This is a genomic window from Mycobacterium sp. SMC-14 (assembly GCF_046250075.1).
In the GTDB taxonomy this organism is placed as follows: Bacteria; Actinomycetota; Actinomycetes; order Mycobacteriales; family Mycobacteriaceae; genus Mycobacterium.
In genome coordinates, this window is sequence record NZ_CP176429.1 from 2,614,959 (window position 1) to 2,631,489 (window position 16,531).

The 16,531-nt window shown below is 68.5% G+C and carries 16 protein-coding genes; 2 read left to right on the forward strand and 14 right to left on the reverse strand.

Going from position 1 to position 16,531, the window contains the following annotated elements:
• Positions 1-32 precede the first annotated feature (32 nt).
• The 4 genes from coaBC to mihF all read right to left on the reverse strand — a co-directional run bounded on the left by coaBC (position 33) and on the right by mihF (position 2,627).
• Complete coding sequence (gene coaBC, locus ACKY0W_RS12165) at positions 33-1,280, reverse strand: bifunctional phosphopantothenoylcysteine decarboxylase/phosphopantothenate--cysteine ligase CoaBC (protein WP_409434264.1); 1,248 nt, start codon at positions 1,278-1,280, stop codon at positions 33-35.
• Between the two features lie 29 nt (positions 1,281-1,309).
• Complete coding sequence (rpoZ, locus tag ACKY0W_RS12170; protein WP_067972944.1) at positions 1,310-1,630, reverse strand: DNA-directed RNA polymerase subunit omega; 321 nt, start codon at positions 1,628-1,630, stop codon at positions 1,310-1,312.
• 69 nt (positions 1,631-1,699) lie between these two features.
• Positions 1,700-2,302 carry a guanylate kinase gene (gene gmk, locus ACKY0W_RS12175; protein ID WP_406781431.1) on the reverse strand — a complete coding sequence of 201 codons (603 nt, stop codon included), beginning with the start codon at positions 2,300-2,302 and terminating at the stop codon, positions 1,700-1,702.
• Positions 2,303-2,309: 7 nt separating this feature from the next.
• A complete protein-coding gene (mihF, locus tag ACKY0W_RS12180) occupies positions 2,310-2,627 on the reverse strand; it encodes an integration host factor, actinobacterial type (protein ID WP_003932123.1) in 318 nt (105 codons plus the stop codon).
• Positions 2,628-3,400: 773 nt separating this feature from the next.
• Here mihF and ACKY0W_RS12185 point away from each other — a divergent pair.
• Positions 3,401-3,835 (forward strand): hypothetical protein, encoded by a 435-nt coding sequence (locus ACKY0W_RS12185; RefSeq protein WP_409434265.1) that lies wholly within the window; start codon positions 3,401-3,403, stop codon positions 3,833-3,835.
• Between the two features lie 61 nt (positions 3,836-3,896).
• Here the strand turns inward: ACKY0W_RS12185 and pyrF are convergent, their stop codons facing one another.
• From pyrF to pyrR, 7 genes are read right to left on the reverse strand one after another with little or no spacing between them, the layout of a single operon-like run.
• A complete protein-coding gene (gene pyrF / locus ACKY0W_RS12190; protein ID WP_409437761.1) occupies positions 3,897-4,730 on the reverse strand; it encodes an orotidine-5'-phosphate decarboxylase in 834 nt (277 codons plus the stop codon).
• Positions 4,731-4,732: 2 nt separating this feature from the next.
• Positions 4,733-8,077 (reverse strand): carbamoyl-phosphate synthase large subunit, encoded by a 3,345-nt coding sequence (gene carB, locus ACKY0W_RS12195; protein ID WP_409434266.1) that lies wholly within the window; start codon positions 8,075-8,077, stop codon positions 4,733-4,735.
• The gene (gene carA / locus ACKY0W_RS12200) at positions 8,077-9,198 is read right to left on the reverse strand and encodes a glutamine-hydrolyzing carbamoyl-phosphate synthase small subunit (protein ID WP_409434267.1); all 1,122 of its coding nucleotides are present in this window, start codon (positions 9,196-9,198) and stop codon (positions 8,077-8,079) included. Before carA ends, carB begins: the two co-directional genes overlap by 1 nt.
• Positions 9,195-9,713, reverse strand: coding sequence for a transporter (locus tag ACKY0W_RS12205; protein ID WP_409434268.1), 519 nt, complete (start codon positions 9,711-9,713; stop codon positions 9,195-9,197). Before ACKY0W_RS12205 ends, carA begins: the two co-directional genes overlap by 4 nt.
• Positions 9,710-11,002 carry a dihydroorotase gene (locus tag ACKY0W_RS12210; protein ID WP_409434269.1) on the reverse strand — a complete coding sequence of 431 codons (1,293 nt, stop codon included), beginning with the start codon at positions 11,000-11,002 and terminating at the stop codon, positions 9,710-9,712. Before ACKY0W_RS12210 ends, ACKY0W_RS12205 begins: the two co-directional genes overlap by 4 nt.
• Complete coding sequence (locus tag ACKY0W_RS12215) at positions 10,999-11,979, reverse strand: aspartate carbamoyltransferase catalytic subunit (RefSeq protein ID WP_409434270.1); 981 nt, start codon at positions 11,977-11,979, stop codon at positions 10,999-11,001. The genes ACKY0W_RS12210 and ACKY0W_RS12215 overlap by 4 nt, the downstream gene beginning before the upstream one ends.
• Positions 11,976-12,548 carry a bifunctional pyr operon transcriptional regulator/uracil phosphoribosyltransferase PyrR gene (pyrR, locus tag ACKY0W_RS12220; RefSeq protein ID WP_409434271.1) on the reverse strand — a complete coding sequence of 191 codons (573 nt, stop codon included), beginning with the start codon at positions 12,546-12,548 and terminating at the stop codon, positions 11,976-11,978. Before pyrR ends, ACKY0W_RS12215 begins: the two co-directional genes overlap by 4 nt.
• 186 nt (positions 12,549-12,734) lie before the next feature.
• Between pyrR and ACKY0W_RS12225 the strand changes: the two genes are divergently transcribed.
• On the forward strand, positions 12,735-13,937 hold the full coding sequence (locus tag ACKY0W_RS12225) for a serine hydrolase domain-containing protein (protein WP_409434272.1): 1,203 nt from the start codon (positions 12,735-12,737) through the stop codon (positions 13,935-13,937).
• A 164-nt stretch (positions 13,938-14,101) separates the two neighbouring features.
• Here ACKY0W_RS12225 and ACKY0W_RS12230 read toward each other — a convergent pair whose 3' ends face one another.
• The 3 genes from ACKY0W_RS12230 to ACKY0W_RS12240 are packed head-to-tail and all read right to left on the reverse strand — an operon-like array spanning position 14,102 to position 16,529.
• On the reverse strand, positions 14,102-14,740 hold the full coding sequence (locus ACKY0W_RS12230) for an FMN-dependent NADH-azoreductase (protein ID WP_409434273.1): 639 nt from the start codon (positions 14,738-14,740) through the stop codon (positions 14,102-14,104).
• A gap of 16 nt (positions 14,741-14,756) precedes the next feature.
• Positions 14,757-15,908 carry an acyl-CoA dehydrogenase family protein gene (locus tag ACKY0W_RS12235; protein ID WP_409437762.1) on the reverse strand — a complete coding sequence of 384 codons (1,152 nt, stop codon included), beginning with the start codon at positions 15,906-15,908 and terminating at the stop codon, positions 14,757-14,759.
• A 42-nt stretch (positions 15,909-15,950) separates the two neighbouring features.
• A complete protein-coding gene (locus ACKY0W_RS12240) occupies positions 15,951-16,529 on the reverse strand; it encodes a TetR/AcrR family transcriptional regulator (RefSeq protein ID WP_409434274.1) in 579 nt (192 codons plus the stop codon).
• Positions 16,530-16,531 lie beyond the last annotated feature (2 nt).

Consider the following 16,531-nt stretch of genomic DNA (forward strand, 5'->3'; position numbering starts at 1 on the left):
GAGCGGTCAACGATCCGATGTAATGGGCCGCCTTAGCCGCGGTTGCTGCCGAGGAACGCCGCGATCGCGTCCACAATGCGGCTGGCCATCAAAGTCTTGGAGCCCGACTCCAGGGCGGACTCGGTTCCGTCCGCGGCCAGCAGCCACCCGTCGTTGTGATCGACCTCGAACGCCCGGCCGTCCCCGACCGCGTTCACCACCAACAGGTCACATCCCTTGCGGCGCAGCTTCGCCCGGGCATGGAACAGCACATCGCCGTTCTCATCGCCGGTCTCCGCGGCGAAGCCGACGATGGCCCGCATATTGGGCAGCTGCCCGTCGGAGCGGGCACGGACCGCCCCTGCCAGCACGTCGTCGTTGCGGACCAGTTCGATGGTGGGCTCCCCCGCACTGTCGGGACCCTTTTTGATCTTGGACTGCGCCACCCGCACCGGGCGGAAATCGGCGACGGCAGCGGCCATCACCAGCACGTGCGCCTCGGGGGCGTGCTTGGACACCGCGTCATGCAACTGTTGGGCCGAGCTGACGTGCACCACGTGGACGCCGGCCGGATCGATCAGCCCCGCGGTGTGCGCGGCGATCAGGGTGACCTCCGCGCCGCGTTGGGCCGCCACCCGGGCCACCGCGTAACCCTGCTTGCCCGAGCTGCGGTTGCCGATGAACCGGACCGGGTCGATGGGCTCGCGGGTGCCGCCCGCGGTCACCAGTACCTTCTGTCCCGCCAGGTCGTGCGGCAACGCGTCGGCCCGCTCCAGCAGCAGCGAGGCGAAGGTATTGATCTCTTCGGCCTCGGGCAGCCGGCCGGGGCCGGTGTCGGCGCCGGTCAACCGTCCCGACGCGGGCTCGAGGACCACCGCGCCGCGTTCCCGCAGCGTCGCCACATTGGCGACGGTGGCCGGATGCTGCCACATCTCGGTGTGCATGGCCGGGGCGAACAGCACCGGACAGCGGGCGGTGAGCAGGGTGGCGGTCAGCAGATCGTCGGCGCGGCCGGCGACGGCGCGAGCCAACAGATCAGCGGTGGCCGGCGCCACCACCACCAAGTCGGCCTGCTGGCCGATCGCCACATGCGGGACGCGGGGCACGTCATCGAACACCCCGGTGTCAACCGGCTGGCCCGAGAGCGCCTCGAAGGTCGCCGCCCCCACGAAGCGCAGGGCGGACTCGGTCGGGACGACGCGAACCGAATGGCCGGCCTCGGCCAGCTGTCGGACCACGGTGCACGCCTTGTATGCGGCGATGCCTCCGGAGACACCGACGACGACCCGTTTCTGGCCCATCGGTATGACCCGTCCTGCCCGGCTCGGCGCTACTCGCCTTCGGTGTATTCGAGCAGGTCGCCGTGGATCTCGCGCAGCGCGATCGACAGCGGCTTCTCCTGCAGGCCGGGCTCGACCAGCGGCCCGACGTATTCGAGGATGCCCTCACCGAGCTGGTTGTAGTAGTCGTTGATCTGGCGCGCACGCTTGGCCGCGTAGATCACCAGCGCGTACTTGCTCGACGCCCGCTGCAGCAGCTCGTCGATGGGCGGGTTGGTGATGCCGAGGGGCGTGTCGTAACCGCCGATCGACGCCGGGTCGAACTCGTCGGCGTCGGTCACCACGGCCGAGTCGGTCTGCGAGGTACTCACTTAAGACAATCTCCTGAAGCTCTTTGGCTGGGGGGGCGGTTCACGCCTGCTGGTTGTCGTCCGGGTAAATCAGACCGCGCCCGGTGCGGTATCCACCAGCAAGGATACCAATTCTGAGCAGGCTGTTTCCAATCGACCGTTGACCACGACCGCGTCGAAGTCTCCCTGCGCCGCCAACTCGGTGCGTGCGGTGGCCAATCGGCGTTGCATGACCTCTGCGGTTTCGGTGCCGCGGCCGGCCAGTCTGGCCTGCAACGTCTCCCAGTCCGGCGGGGCCAGAAACACCGTGACAGCCTCCGGTAGGGCCTTTTTGATGGCCCGGGCCCCGGCCAGGTCGACCTCGATCAGAACGGGCCGACCGGAACGCGTGGCGTCTACGACGGGGGCCGCCGGAGTACCTGAGCGCTGCAGGCCGCCGTGAATATCGGCCCACTCCAGCAGCTCATTTTTCTCAACTAGCCGGTCGAACTCCGCCGGCGAAACAAATCGGTAGTCGACGCCGTCCACCTCCCCGGGCCTGGGCGCCCGGGTGGTGGCCGACACACTGAAGTACAGGTCCGGTACCCGCTCTCGCAGGCACCGGACCACGCTCGACTTACCGACCGCGGATGGGCCGGACAGCACTACAACGCGTCCCGCGTTTCCGCTGCCCGGCCCTCCACCGGTAGTCACTGCCGGGTCAGGAGAAGTCGAACTTCTCCAGCAGCGCCTTGCGCTGCCGGTCGCCCAGGCCGCGCAGGCGGCGGGTGGGGGCGATCTCCAGCTCGGTCATGATCTCCTGCGCCTTGACCTTGCCGACCTTCGGCAACGCCTCCAGCAGCGCAGACACCTTCATCTTGCCAAGGACCTCGTCGGTCTCGGCGTCCTTGAGCACCTGCTTGAGATTGGTGCCGCCACGCTTCAGCCGGTCCTTGAGCTCCGCTCGGGCCCGACGTGCGGCCGCCGCCTTCTCCAACGCGGCGGCGCGCTGCTCGTCGGTCAACTGGGGAAGGGCCACGATTCCTCCGTCTCGTCATCATCGACAACGTCGATGTTTTCCTTGTCCCGGCCAGGTACTTCGGCCAGAGACGACGACCGTACCCACGCCGTCTGACGAAATCTAACCCCACCCCCCCGTTTCCGGCTACAAATGCCCAGCGTATGGGGTTTGGGCGCGGCGCCGTCCAAGCCGAGTCCGCCACCATCGGTCAGCCCGCCCCGGATGAGTCGCGATCCCCGGCGACCCGGCCCGAAAAACCGCTCTGAGCTAGCCTTTTGCTCTTTTCGTTCGGCCGGATCGGATCCCGCGCCGTGGGCGCGGCAGGGGCGTTTGCGATGTGACCGGACATTCATGCCAGTGACTTCGCACCTCGCGGCGTGTCGGGCGTGTCGAGGCCGAGTTTGGACAGCCGGCGCCATCTCCCATCGGGGTCCATCGACCAACGCCGGCACCCCGAGGAGGTGGGCGATCACCCTGTTCCGCCACCTACGCGGCTCCGAGGTGGTCGTGTCCGTTTCGCGGGCGCACGCGGCTTCGTGCGCTGAAAACGCCGCAACCGCGAGCCTGGTATTTCTACGCGGAGGGCATGGTGGCGCGCCACGGAACAGGAATCCAGGAACCCGATGCACTGACAGCAACTATTCAGGGAGTTTCTACATTTGAACGTTCGAAGTCGCGGATTAGCCGCTTAATGTGCCGGCCAGGTGGGAGGTCCACCCGGGGGTGTTTATGGGGGGTAAGACTATGAACATTTCCGCTGAATACCGTTTCGGTAGAGAAAGTGGGAATTCATGACGATGATGACAGTCGGCCGTGCTGGCCGGTGGGCTCTTACGGCGGCCACGGTGTTGGCCCTCGGCGCTTTCGGGATCGGCACGGCCAGCGCCGAGCCCCATGATGGAGTCACCGGTGGCGCCGGCAACAACGGCGGGGTGAACGTCAACATGGGGCCCTTCGGCGGCGGTATGAATGCCGGCAACAACGGCGGCTTCAACTTCGGCCCCAACGGAATCGGCGCCGGCGGCGGTCAAAACAACACCGCCAACGTCAACATGGGACCGTTCGGCGGCGGGATGGATGTCGGCCGAAACGGCGGCTTCAACTTCGGCCCCAACGGAATCGGCGCCGGCGGCGGCCAGAACAACAGCGCCAACGTCAACATGGGGCCCTTCGGCGGCGGTTACAGCGCCAACACCGGTGGGGGCGTCAACTTCGGCGGCAGGTAACTGGCAATCCAGGGCCTGCGTGGGCGCCCTCGTCGGGCGGCTACGCAGGCCCTGTCGCGAGTTATCCCGCGGCGGCCAAGTAGGCCACGGCGTCCCGCAGCCGCTCAGCGGCGGCACGCAGCGCGCCGGCATCCGGGCCGACCCGCAGCACGTCGCGCGAAACCGCCGGCAGCAAAGTGCCCGCAGCGGCCCCTCCGAGCCCGGCAAGGGCCTCTGGGCGGCCGCCCTGGGCCCCAACGCCCGGCACCAGCACTGGCCCGCCCAGGGCACTCAGATCGGGCACCTCACGCAGCGTGGCGCCCACCACGACCCCGATCGAGCCCAGTCCCGCCGCACCCTCGGCTTTGTTCGCTTCCGCGGCCGCGTCGACGATCGCCTGCGCCACGGTGCGGCCGTCCGCAACCTGGGCCCGCTGCACGCTCGCCCCCTCCGGGTTCGAGGTGGCCGCCAACACGAACACACCCCGCCGATGCTGCGCGGCGGTCTCCAGCAGCGGATGCAATGACCCGAAGCCCAGGTAGGGCGAGGCGGTCACCGCGTCGGAGGCCAACGGCGACTGTCCGGCCCAGGCGGCCGCGTAAGCGGCCATGGTCGAGCCGATGTCACCGCGCTTGGCGTCGGCCAGCACCAGCACACCGGCCTCGCGCAACGCCGTGATGGTGCGCTCCAGCACGGCGAAACCGGCCGACCCGTACGCCTCGAAGAACGCCACCTGCGGCTTGACCACCGCGAACCCGGCGAACGCCGTCACACACGTCTCGCTGAAGGCCGCCAACCCGTCCGGCGTCGTGGGCAGGCCCCAGGCGGCCAGCAGTTCGGGGTGCGGGTCGATGCCCAGGCACAGTGGCCCGCGGGCCGCCATCGCGTCGGCCAGGCGCGCACCGAACCCCGGTATCACTACTGCCCGCCGAGGGTGCTGTGCAGTTCCTGCAGGGAACGCACCCCGATATCGCCCCGGATGCCCGCCTCGATTCCCTGCACCGCCGCGGCCGCGCCCTGCACGGTGGTGATGCACGGGATGTTCACGCTGACCGCTGCCGAACGGATCTCGTAGCCGTCCACCCGTGGACCGGAGTTGCCGTACGGCGTGTTGATCACCAGATCCACCTCACCGGCCCGGATCGCGTCCACCGCGGACAGGACCGGACGCTGCGGGCTCGGCTCCTCGAAATTCTTGCGCACCACGTCACACGGAATACCGTTGCGGCGCAGCATTTCCGCGGTCCCCTCGGTGGCCAGCACCCGGAAGCCAAGGTCGGCGAGCCGTTTGACCGGGAACACCAGCGACCGCTTGTCGTGGTTGGCCACCGACACGAAGACGGTGCCCTGGGCCGGCAGCGACCCGTAGGCGGCGGTCTGGCTCTTGGCGAACGCGGTGCCGAAGTCGCGGTCGATCCCCATCACCTCACCGGTGGACTTCATCTCCGGGCCGAGCAGTGAGTCGATGCCGGAGCCGTCCGCGCGACGGAAGCGGTGGAACGGCAGCACCGCCTCCTTGACCGCGATGGGGGCGTTCGGGCCGACCGTGGCCCCGTCCCCCGTGGCGGCCAACAGGCCCTCGGCCCGCAGTTCGGCGATCGTGGTGCCCAGCATGACGCGCGCGCAGGCCTTGGCCAGCGGCACCGCGGTGGCCTTGGACACGAACGGCACCGTCCGGCTGGCCCGCGGGTTGGCCTCCAGCACGTAGAGCACGTCGTCTTTGAGGGCGAACTGCACGTTGAGCAGCCCCACCACCCCGACACCGTGGGCGATGGCCTCGGTGGCACGCCGTACCTTCTCGATGTCGCTGCGCCCCAGCGTCACCGGCGGCAGTGCGCAGGCCGAGTCACCTGAGTGGATGCCGGCTTCCTCGATGTGCTCCATGATGCCGCCGATGTAGACCTCGCTGCCGTCGCACAGCGCGTCGACGTCGATCTCGATCGCGTCTTCCAGGAACCGGTCGACCAGCACTGGATGCTCCGGCGACAGCTGGGTGGCCCGGGTGATGTAGCCGTGCAGGGTCTCTTCGTCGTAGACGATCTCCATGCCGCGACCGCCCAGCACGTACGACGGACGCACCAGGACCGGGTAGCCGATGTCGGCGGCGATCCGTTTGGCCTGCTCGAAGGTCGTCGCCGTGCCGTACCGCGGCGCCGGCAGCCCGGCGGTGGTCAGCACATCGCCGAACGCGCCGCGGTCCTCGGCCAGGTCGATGGCTTCCGGGCTGGTTCCGACGATCGGCACTCCGGCGTCGGCCAGCCGCTGGGCCAGCCGCAGCGGGGTCTGCCCGCCGAGCTGGACGATCACGCCGACTACCCCGGGTCCGCCCTGGCCCGACTGCTGTTCGGCGTAGTACACCTCGAGCACGTCTTCGAACGTCAACGGTTCGAAGTAGAGCCGGTCGGCGGTGTCGTAGTCGGTGGACACCGTCTCGGGGTTGCAGTTGATCATCACCGTCTCGAACCCGGCCTGGCTCAAGGTGATCGCGGCGTGCACGCAGCTGTAGTCGAACTCGATGCCCTGGCCGATCCGGTTGGGTCCGGATCCCAGGATGAGCACCTTGGGTTTGACGTCCTGGGCTGCCACCTCGGTCTCGGCGGCGGGGTCGAGCTCGAAGGTGCTGTAGTGATACGGCGTCTTGGATTCGAATTCCGCCGCGCAGGTGTCGACGGTCTTGAACACCGGGTGGATGCCCAGCCGGTCCCGCAGCAGCCGCACCCCGTCCTCGCCGGCCAGTTCCGGGCGCAGCACGGCGATCTGATGATCCGACAGGCCGCTGTACTTGCAGCGGCGCAGCAGGTCCGCATCGAGCACCGGGGTGTCGACGACCTCGGTGCGCAGCGCCACCAGGCCGTTGATCTGCTCGACGAACCACGGGTCCACCCCGGAGGCCTCGGCGACCGCTTCCACAGTGGCGCCCAGGCGCAGCGCCAGCTCGATGTCATAGAGGCGGCCCTCGGTGGGCACCCGCAACCGGTCGAGGGCGGCGCTGGCTGTGTCTTCCTGGGGGTCCGGTTTGGTCCAGAACCCGGCACGGTCGGTCTCCAGCGAGCGCATCACCTTGCCGAGCGACTCGATGAAGTTGCGGCCCAACGACATCGCTTCGCCCACCGACTTCATGGTGGTGGTCAGCCGCGGGTCGGCTCCGGGGAACTTCTCGAACGCGAAGCGCGGTGCCTTGACCACGACGTAGTCCAGCGCCGGCTCGAAGCAGGCCGGGGTCTCTTTGGTGATGTCGTTGATGATCTCGTCGAGGGTGTAGCCGATCGCGAGCTTGGCGGCGATCTTGGCGATCGGGAAGCCGGTCGCCTTCGACGCCAGCGCACTGGATCGCGAGACCCGCGGGTTCATCTCGATCACGATGAGTCGGCCGTCTTGCGGGTTGACCGCGAACTGGATGTTGCAACCGCCGGTGTCCACCCCGACCTCGCGCAGGATCGCGATCCCCAGGTCGCGCATCTTCTGGTATTCGCGGTCGGTCAGCGTCATCGCCGGTGCAACGGTCACCGAGTCACCGGTGTGCACGCCCATCGGGTCGACGTTCTCGATCGAACAGACCACGACGACGTTGTCGTTGCCGTCGCGCATCAACTCGAGCTCGAATTCCTTCCACCCGTAGATGGATTCCTCGATCAGGACGTTGGCCGTCGGGGAGGCGGCCAGGCCGTCACCGGCCATCCGCGCGACCTCGTCGAGGCTGGCCGCCAGTCCCGATCCCAGGCCGCCCATGGTGAAGGAGGGGCGAACCACGACGGGCAGCCCCAGTTCGGCGACGGTCTCTTCGACCTCGGCCATGGTGTAGCAGACTCGGGAACGCGCCGACTCGCCGCCGACCTTGGCGACGATGTCCTTGAACTGCTGACGGTCTTCGCCGCGCTGGATCGCCTCGAAGTCGGCGCCGATCAGCTCGACTCCGTACCGCTCCAGCACCCCGTGCTCGTGCAGGGCCACCGCGGTGTTCAGTGCGGTCTGCCCGCCCAGGGTGGCCAGCAGGGCGTCGACCTTGTTGCCGCGCTCGGCTTGCTGAGCGAGCACCTTTTCGACGAACTCCCAGGTGATGGGCTCGACGTAGGTGTTATCGGCGTACTCGGGGTCGGTCATGATGGTGGCCGGATTGGAGTTGACCAGGCTCACTTCCAGGCCTTCGGCCTTGAGCACCCGGCAGGCCTGGGTTCCCGAATAGTCGAATTCACACGCTTGTCCGATCACGATCGGCCCGGAGCCGATCACCAGGACATGGCGCAGGTCACTACGGCGCGGCATTACTTCTCCCCTGCCATCAGGTCGACGAACTGGTCGAACAGGTATTCCGCGTCGTGCGGTCCGGCCGCGGCCTCCGGGTGGTACTGCACCGAGAACGCCCGGCCGTCGGCGAGCTTGACGCCCTCGACGACTCCGTCGTTGGCGCAGGTGTGACTGACCACCGCCGGGCCGAAGTCGGTGTCGAAGCGCTGGCCCGCTTCGCCTTCCAGTGCGAAGCCGTGGTTCTGCGCGGTCACCGCCACCCGGCCGGTGGCGTGGTCGATCACCGGGATGTTGATGCCGCGGTGGCCGAACGTCATCTTGTAGGTGCTCAGCCCCAGCGCCCGGCCCAGGATCTGGTTTCCGAAACAGATTCCGAACAGCGGGATTCCGGCACCGAGCACCTCGCGGGTCAACGCCACCATCGCCTCCGCTGTGGCCGGGTCCCCGGGGCCGTTGGACAGGAATACCCCGTCCGGCTTCAGGTCGGCGATCGCCGCGAAGTCCACCGACGACGGCAGTACGTGGCTGCGGATTCCGCGCCGCGAGAAGTTGCGTGGGGTGTTGGTCTTGATGCCCAGGTCCAGGGCGGCGATGGTGAACCGGTGTGCGCCCTCGGGTTCCACCACGTATCCGGCGTCGGTGCTGACCTGGCCGGCGAGATCGGCGCCGAGCATCGACGGCTGCTCGCGGACCCGGGTCACCAGCTCATCGGTTGATGCCAGCGCGTCACCGGAGAACACCCCGGCCTTCATCGAGCCGTGATTGCGCAGGTGGCGCACGATGGTCCGGGTGTCGACCCCGGCGATTCCGACGATGCCCTGGCGGATCAGCTCGTCGTCCAGGGTGCCGGTGGCCCGCCAGTTCGACGCCCGCGGCGACGGGTCGCGCACGACATAGCCGGCCACCCAGATCTTTTCGTCGCGACTCTCCCCGTCCTCGAGGTTCCAGCCGGTGTTGCCGATCTGCGGGGCGGTGGCCACCACGATCTGCCGGTGATAACTGGGGTCGGTCAGGGTCTCCTGGTAGCCGGACATCCCGGTGGAGAACACCGCCTCACCCAGGGTCTGCCCCACGGCCCCGAACGGCGTTCCGGTGAACGTCCGGCCGTCCTCGAGAACCAGCACCGCTCGCGAGTTCATCTGTCGTCTTCCTCTTCTTCCAACCAGCGGCTGTGCTCGGCGCGGTCGTCCGCGCGGAAGCCGGTGTCTATCTCAGTGCCCGACGGCAGTCGCCAGCGGATCGCCAGCACTCCGTCATGGTTTCGGGTGGGGATGGCACGCCCGGCGATACCGCGTTCGGTGCGGACCGCGATCACCGTGTCTGCGGGGATCCAGATCGGCCGGGCGCCGCTGCGCTGCACCATGATTCCCTCGGGGTAGCGCGTCAGCACGGCCTTGGTGCGGTAGCCCAGGTCTCCGACCACCACCCGGTCGTTCCATTTCGGGGCCAGCGTGCACCCCAGGTACTGCCCGCGGGTGGCAGCCACGGTCGGCGCCCCCACCGTGTCGGGCACCGTCGGCAGTGTCCCGATCAGCGCATCCTGCAGCTGGCCGCGGCGGCGCCAACCGCGCATCATCAGCCGGATCACCACGCCGATCAGCACCACCAGCAGAAAAGCGAAGACCAGCGAGCCGATCAACGTGGGGGTGTTCATATCGGGCTCTTCCCGTCCCGGGCTGTGATCCGGCCACGCAGCAGGGTCGCGGTGACGGTCGCGGGCAAGGTCATCTCTTCATAGGGGGTGTTGTCTGAGCGACTGGCCAGCTGCGCACCGGTGACCACCCAGGTCGTGTCGGGATCGACCACGGTCAGGTTGGCCGGCTCGCCCACCTCCAGCGGGCGGCCCTGGTCGGGCAGACCGACGATCTGGGCCGGCCGCTCGCTCATCACCCGGGCCACGTCACGCCAGGTCAACAGGCCGGTCTGCACCATGGTGGCCACCACTACCGACAGCGCGGTCTGCAGGCCCAGCATCCCTGGCCGAGCGACGGAAAACTCGCAGCACTTCTCATGATCGGCGTGCGGGGCGTGATCGGTAGCCACACAGTCGATGACGCCGTCGGCCAATGCCTGACGCAGCGCCTCGGTGTCGGAGGCCTCGCGCAGCGGCGGGTTGACCCGGTTCATTCCGTCGTAGTCGGCCAGTCGGCTGTCATCGAGCATCAGGTGATGTGGGGTGACTTCCGCAGTCACCGAGATGCCTTGCGCCTTAGCCCATTTCAGAAGCTCCACCGTTCCGGCGGTGGACGCATGGCAGATGTGCAGGCGGGCGCCCGCGTCGCGGGCCAGCAGCACGTCCCGAGCCACGATCGATTCTTCGGCGACGCGCGGCCAGCCGGCCAGGCCCAGCCGGGCGGCGTTGGGCCCCTCGTGGGCGACCGAGCCGACAGTGAGCCGCGGTTCCTCGGCGTGCTGGGCGATCAACACCCCCAGTCCGGTCGCGTACTCCAGCGCGCGTCGCATCACCAGGGGGTGATCAACACAGACGCCGTCGTCGGAGAACATCCGAACACCCGCGGTACCGGCGGCCATCATGCCCATCTCGGTCAGCTGGGTGCCGCCCAGTCCGACCGTGACGGCGCCGACCGGGTGTACGTCGACCAGGCCGATCTGCTGTCCGCGCTGCCAGACATGGTCGGTGACCACCGGAGAGTCGGCCACCGGGTCGGTGTTGGCCATCGCGAACACCGCGGTGTAGCCACCCAGGGCCGCCGCCGCCGAGCCGGTTTCGATGTCCTCGGCGTATTCGCGGCCCGGTTCACGCAGGTGCGTGTGCAGGTCGACGAAGCCCGGCAGCAACACCTGTCCGGGCGCGTCAATCACCTCGCAGTCATCCGGTACGGACAGACCGGTACCGATCTGCGCGATCTGGCCGTCGGTCACCAGGACATCGACCTGGTCGCCTTCGCCGTAACACCGCACTCCGCGGATCAGCACGCTCACAGCTCCACCTCCCCCGACGACGACGTCGCCGACCCGGCGGACTCACTGCCCACCAGCAGATGGAACAGCACCGCCATGCGCACATGGACACCGTTGGAAACCTGTTGCAGCACCGCGGATTGCGACGAGTCCGCCACCGACGAGGAGATCTCCATGCCGCGCAGCATCGGGCCGGGGTGCAGCACCACGGCGTGGTCGGCGAGCATCGCCCGGCGCTTCTCGCTCAGCCCGTAGCGCACCGAGTACTCCCGCGTCGACGGGAAGAATCCGCCGGTCATCCGTTCAGCCTGCACCCGCAGCATCAACACCGCGTCGGCGGCCGGCAACTCGGCGTCGAAGTCATGCGAGACCGTCACCGGCCAGTCGGCCACCCCGACCGGCAACAGGGTCGGCGGGGCCACCAGCACCACCTCGGCGCCCAGGGTCGACAGCAGGCTCACGTTGGAGCGGGCCACCCGGCTGTGCACGATGTCTCCGACGATGACGACGCGGCGGCCTTCGATACCGCCCAGGCGCTGACGCACCGTGAGCGCGTCGAGCAACGCCTGGGTGGGGTGCTCGTGGGTGCCGTCACCGGCGTTGATCACCGCGGGACCGCCGTCTTCGGCGGCTCCGGTCCATTCGGAGAGCAGGTGTGCCGCGCCCGAAGCCGGGTGACGGATGATCAGCGCGTCGGCGCCGGCGGCCCGCAGGGTGAACGCGGTGTCGCGCAGCGACTCCCCCTTGTTCACCGAGGAACCCGACGCGGACACGTTGATCACGTCGGCGCTCATCCACTTACCGGCCACCTCGAAGGAGACCCGGGTCCTGGTGGAGTTCTCGTAGAACATGGTGATCACGGTGCGCCCGCGCAGGGTGGGCAGCTTCTTGACCTCGCGCCCCACCAGCGCCTGGGCGAAGCGGTCGGCGTCGTCGAGGATCGCGGTGGCCTCATCGCGGCTCAAGTCGCCGGCTGCCAACAGATGCCTGGTGCTCATCGGGTAATCACCACCTGGTCGCGACCGTCGTGTTCAGCCAGTAAGACGTGCACGCTTTCGCCGCGAGCGGTCGGCACGTTCTTGCCGACGTAGTCGGCGCGCACCGGCAGTTCGCGGTGGCCGCGGTCCACCAGCACCGCCAGCTGCACGATCCGGGGCCGGCCCACGTCGCGCAGTGCGTCCAGTGCGGCCCGCACCGATCGACCGGCGAAGAGCACGTCGTCGACCAGGATCACGCACGCGTCATCGATACCGCCGGACGGGATCGAGGTGGGTTCCAGGGGCCGCGGGGGCTGACGCATCAGGTCGTCGCGGTACAAGGTGATGTCCAGCGCGCCGTGCGCGACGTCAACACCGCAGAATTCGCTGATCTTGCCGGCCAGCCGCTGGGCCAGGGTGACGCCGCGGGTGGGAATACCCAACAGCACGACGCGCGGGGCGTTAGCTCTATCGGGGTCGTCTAAAGCCGTCTTCTCGATGATCTGATGTGCGATCCGAGAAACAGTGCGACCCACATCCGCCGAGGACATCAATTCCCGGTCGGTGCTGGAATTACCGGCAGCGCCCATGCGAAACCGCAGGACCTCCTTCTCCGCCTCGCAGGACGGATCGTTAAAGGATGTCGAACTGCCGCGTAGCCTAACATCCGCCCGCGGGTAGTCCGGCGCGAGCGAGCGCAGAATCGCGGTCGCCCGCGGCGTGTCGACCCCAGACACGCACGCTCGGGGCATGCAGCCCGCCGTTAGCCTGTTCCGGTGAACCTCGACCCCAATCAGGCGCCGCTGCGTGAGGCCTGCGACACCGGCCTACTCGCCGGCGTGGTGACACTCGTCTGGCAGCGCGGCACGGTGCTGCAGGTCAACGAGATCGGCCATCGCGATGTCGGCGCCGGCCTGCCGATGACCCGCGACACCGTGTTCCGGATCGCCTCCATGACCAAGCCGGTCACCATCGCCGCAGCGATGACGCTGGTCGACGAAGGCCTACTGCGACTGACCGACCCCATCGCGCACTGGCTGCCGGAGTTCGCCGCACCGCGGGTGCTGGTGGAGCCGGCCGGTTCGCTGGAGGCCACCACCGCGGCACGGCGCGCAATCACGGTCGAGGATCTGATGACGCACCGCTGCGGCATCGGCTACGGATTCTCCGTTCCCGGCCCCATCGCGCGGGAGTACCAGCGGCTGCCCTTCGGACGCGGACCCGAAGCGTGGCTGACGGCACTGGCTGCGCTTCCCCTGGTGGACCAGCCCGGTGAGCGAGTCACCTACGGCCACGGCACCGACGTGCTGGGCGTGCTGCTGTCGCGGATCGAGGGCAAGCCGCTGCCGCAGGTAATCGAGGAACGGATCCTGGGCCCGCTGGGGATGGCCGACACCGGTTTCTGCGTCACTTCGCAGGCACGCGGGCGCAGCGCCACCATGTACCGCGTCGACGGGGACACGCTGCGCGACGATGCCATGGGGCCGGTGCCGATCGCGATGCCGGCGTTTCCCAACGCCGGGGGCGGCCTGATGTCGACCGCCGACGACTACCTGGCATTCGCCCGCATGCTGCTGGCCGACGGCCTGTTCGACGGCACCCGGGTGCTCTCGGCCTCCTCAGCGCGGGCGATGCGCACCGACCAGCTCACCGACGACCAGAAGCGGCACCCGTTCCTGGGCGCCCCGTTCTGGGTCGGGCGCGGGTTCGGGCTCAATCTATCGGTGGTGACCGATCCGGCGAAGTCCCAGCCGTTGTTCGGGCCGGGCGGTGCGGGAGCGTTCGGCTGGCCAGGCGCCTACGGCACCTGGTGGCAGGCGGATCCGGCCGCGGACCTGATCCTGATCTATCTGGTGCAGAACTCCCCGACGCTGTCCACCGACATGGCCGTCGCGGTCGCCGGCAATACCTCGATCGCCAAACTGCGGGTGGCGCAACCGAAGTTCGTCCGGCGGACCTACGCAGCCCTGGGTTTGTGAGCCGGGCGAGCGGTCAGCCACGTTCTCGACAGGAACCCATAGGGATAGTTGTCTGGCTCCGAGCGACAAATCGCAATGGGCTCGTCCACGCTCCCGCCCGTGTCGCTCAGAGGCGGGCAGCTCTCCTATTCCCCTAAGCCGACCTACGCCGGGGCAGCTCTGGGCTAGCGACTCTCCCCCGCGAGCCGCTGTCCCGCGCAGCGGGCCTTCTCCAGCGCGGCATCGCGCATCTGCGCGCGCTCCTCGGGGGTCCACCGCGTGGTCGGCTCGAAGACCAGGGTCTGGACGCGGTAGCCCAGCATGGTGAACACGTACTCCAGGTAGGGCCGCTGGAAATCCTGCAGGTCGGCGCGGTCGCCGTCGTAGGCGCTGGAGCGGGTCAAGATGAGCTGCAGCGGTTTGCCCTCCCCCAGCGTGCCCACGTGTTCGCCGCGCTCGTTGAGCGTGAAGCTGGCCATCGGTTGCACGATGACGTCGATCCAGGCCTTCAGCGCATGCGGCACATGCCAATTCCACATCGGCGACGACACCACCAGCCGATCGAACGAGCGGACCCGCTCGATTTCGGCCAGCACGTCCGACCAGATCTGCTTCTGCTCGGGGGTTCGGCGTTCGCCGTAGAGCGGAGCGAACTTGGCGAACGCCGCGTCGCGCCCGAACACCAGCATCTCGTCGGTCCACACCGAGAACCGTTCGACCTCGCCGACCGCGGCCGCGGGCGCGGCGTCCAGGAAGGCCTGGGTCAGTGCCGAGGACAGCGAGTGCTCTTGCTTCGGACTCGCCTCCACCCACAGAGTTTTCATGGTGTCCTTACGTCGGTCAGATCATCGAGATCGGTGAGATCTTCACGCCGGCCTCGAGTGCGCCAGACAGCTCGCGTGCCACGTCGTAGTCGAAGACTACGTGCCCGCAGATCACGTCGACATCGCGTTTAGCACGCTGCAGCGGGTTGCTCACGAACTGCGCACTGGCACCGGAGGCTTCGAGCAGATCGGCGATCACGGACCGGGATTCGTGCACGATATGCGCGGCCGCCGCCCGGGCGTCGGCCCGAACCGGGCGGCCGATCCGCTCCCTCGCCTCCACTGCGTCTTGAATCCGGCCGACGGTGTCGGCGAGCAGGCCGCGCAGTGCACGCAGCCGAACCCGCGCATCGCCGAGGCGGATCTGGGCTGCCGGCTGGTTCTTCTGCGCGGCACCGGAATACGCCAGGACCCGTTCGGCCAACCGCTCGGAGAACAGGTCCGCGACCCATTCGGCCGACCCGAGGGCGGGCATCGCGGCGACCAGGGCCAGCGCCGGGACCATCGGCCACCGGTACGCCGACGCGTCGTGCAGCTCGGCGCCGGGGGCGGTACCGGAGTAAATGTCGACGACCTTGACCAGCCGGTGCGACGGGACGGCCACATCCTCTATGACGACATCGTTGGAACCGGTGGCCCGCATGCCCGCGGTGTGCCAGACGTCCTCGACGCGAATGTCGGCCGCCGGCAGCAGCACCAGCGCCGGGTAGGGAGCGTCGTCGGGTCCGCAGATCGCCCCGACCATGATCCAGTCGGCGTCCATGACCCCGGTCGCCCACGACCATCGCCCGGACAGCCGGATTCCGTCACCGTCGGGCACGCCGCGCCCGGTCGGTGCCAACGGCGCCGGGCACAGCACCGGCCCGGCAGCGAACACCTCGTCCTGGGCCTGCTCACCGAAGAGCGCCAGCATCCAGTTGTGCAGCATGTAGAACCCGAGCGTCCAGGCGCTCGATGCGCAGCCATGCGCCATGCGCCGGATCGGCTCGAGGATGTCGGGAAACTCGGCCTGCCGGCCGCCATAGCGCGCCGGCAATAGCAGGCCGGCCAGTCCGGACTTGTGGAAGTCCTCGACGGTGTCCGCCGGCAGTCGGCGCAGCTCTTCGGCTGCCGCGGCGCGTTGCGCCAGTCGGGAGATGAATTCCTCGGTCACCAAGGGTGCCGTCATGGTCGCCATGCCCGGACCGTACCATACCTTTTGGTATGGAGGTCAGTGTCGCAGCATGACATCCAGGAACTGTTCCCGCCGTCCCGCCGCCCGTGAGCTCGGCGCGGAACCGGACAGATGCAGAAACCCGATCCCGGCGGCGAATGTTGCGTTGGCACGCATGTCGGCCTCGTCCGCGTCGAAGCCGTCGTCGAGAAACACCTGCCGAACCGCGTTGAGCACCCGCCGATCCGAGCTGCGTACCGCCACGGCGACGCTGTCCTCCGAGCGCGCCCATTCGCGCATGGCGCGTTCGAGCATCCAATGGGCGGGCCCCACCAACGCGGTCATCATGCGCGACAACCGCTCACGCGGCGGCAGTTCCGACAGCGCATCGAAGTCGCCACGGTCGGCGTCGCGCACGGCGGCCCAGGTGTCGACCAGCGCCTGCCGGTAGGCCTTCATATCGGCGAAATGCCAGTAGAAGCTGCCCTTGGTGACCCCGAGCCGCTTGCACAGCCGGTCGATGGTCAGCGCCTTGAGCCCGTCTTCGGAAAGAATCCGGAAACCGGCCTGCACCCAGTCCTGCACGGACAGCCGGGGATTGCCACCCGACCCGCCAACTGCGCCCGACGTGGCCATGG

Bases quoted from the DNA above. Each gene is read 5' to 3' on its own strand.
- coaBC (WP_409434264.1), bottom strand. From the start codon at position 1,280: ATGGGCCAGAAACGGGTCGTCGTCGGTGTCTCCGGAGGCATCGCCGCA.
- ACKY0W_RS12185 (WP_409434265.1), top strand. From the start codon at position 3,401: ATGACGATGATGACAGTCGGCCGTGCTGGCCGGTGGGCTCTTACGGCG.
- carB (WP_409434266.1), bottom strand. From the start codon at position 8,077: ATGCCGCGCCGTAGTGACCTGCGCCATGTCCTGGTGATCGGCTCCGGG.
- carA (WP_409434267.1), bottom strand. From the start codon at position 9,198: ATGAACTCGCGAGCGGTGCTGGTTCTCGAGGACGGCCGGACGTTCACC.
- ACKY0W_RS12205 (WP_409434268.1), bottom strand. From the start codon at position 9,713: ATGAACACCCCCACGTTGATCGGCTCGCTGGTCTTCGCTTTTCTGCTG.
- ACKY0W_RS12215 (WP_409434270.1), bottom strand. From the start codon at position 11,979: ATGAGCACCAGGCATCTGTTGGCAGCCGGCGACTTGAGCCGCGATGAG.
- pyrR (WP_409434271.1), bottom strand. From the start codon at position 12,548: ATGGGCGCTGCCGGTAATTCCAGCACCGACCGGGAATTGATGTCCTCG.
- ACKY0W_RS12230 (WP_409434273.1), bottom strand. From the start codon at position 14,740: ATGAAAACTCTGTGGGTGGAGGCGAGTCCGAAGCAAGAGCACTCGCTG.
- ACKY0W_RS12235 (WP_409437762.1), bottom strand. From the start codon at position 15,908: ATGACGGCACCCTTGGTGACCGAGGAATTCATCTCCCGACTGGCGCAA.
- ACKY0W_RS12240 (WP_409434274.1), bottom strand. From the start codon at position 16,529: ATGGCCACGTCGGGCGCAGTTGGCGGGTCGGGTGGCAATCCCCGGCTG.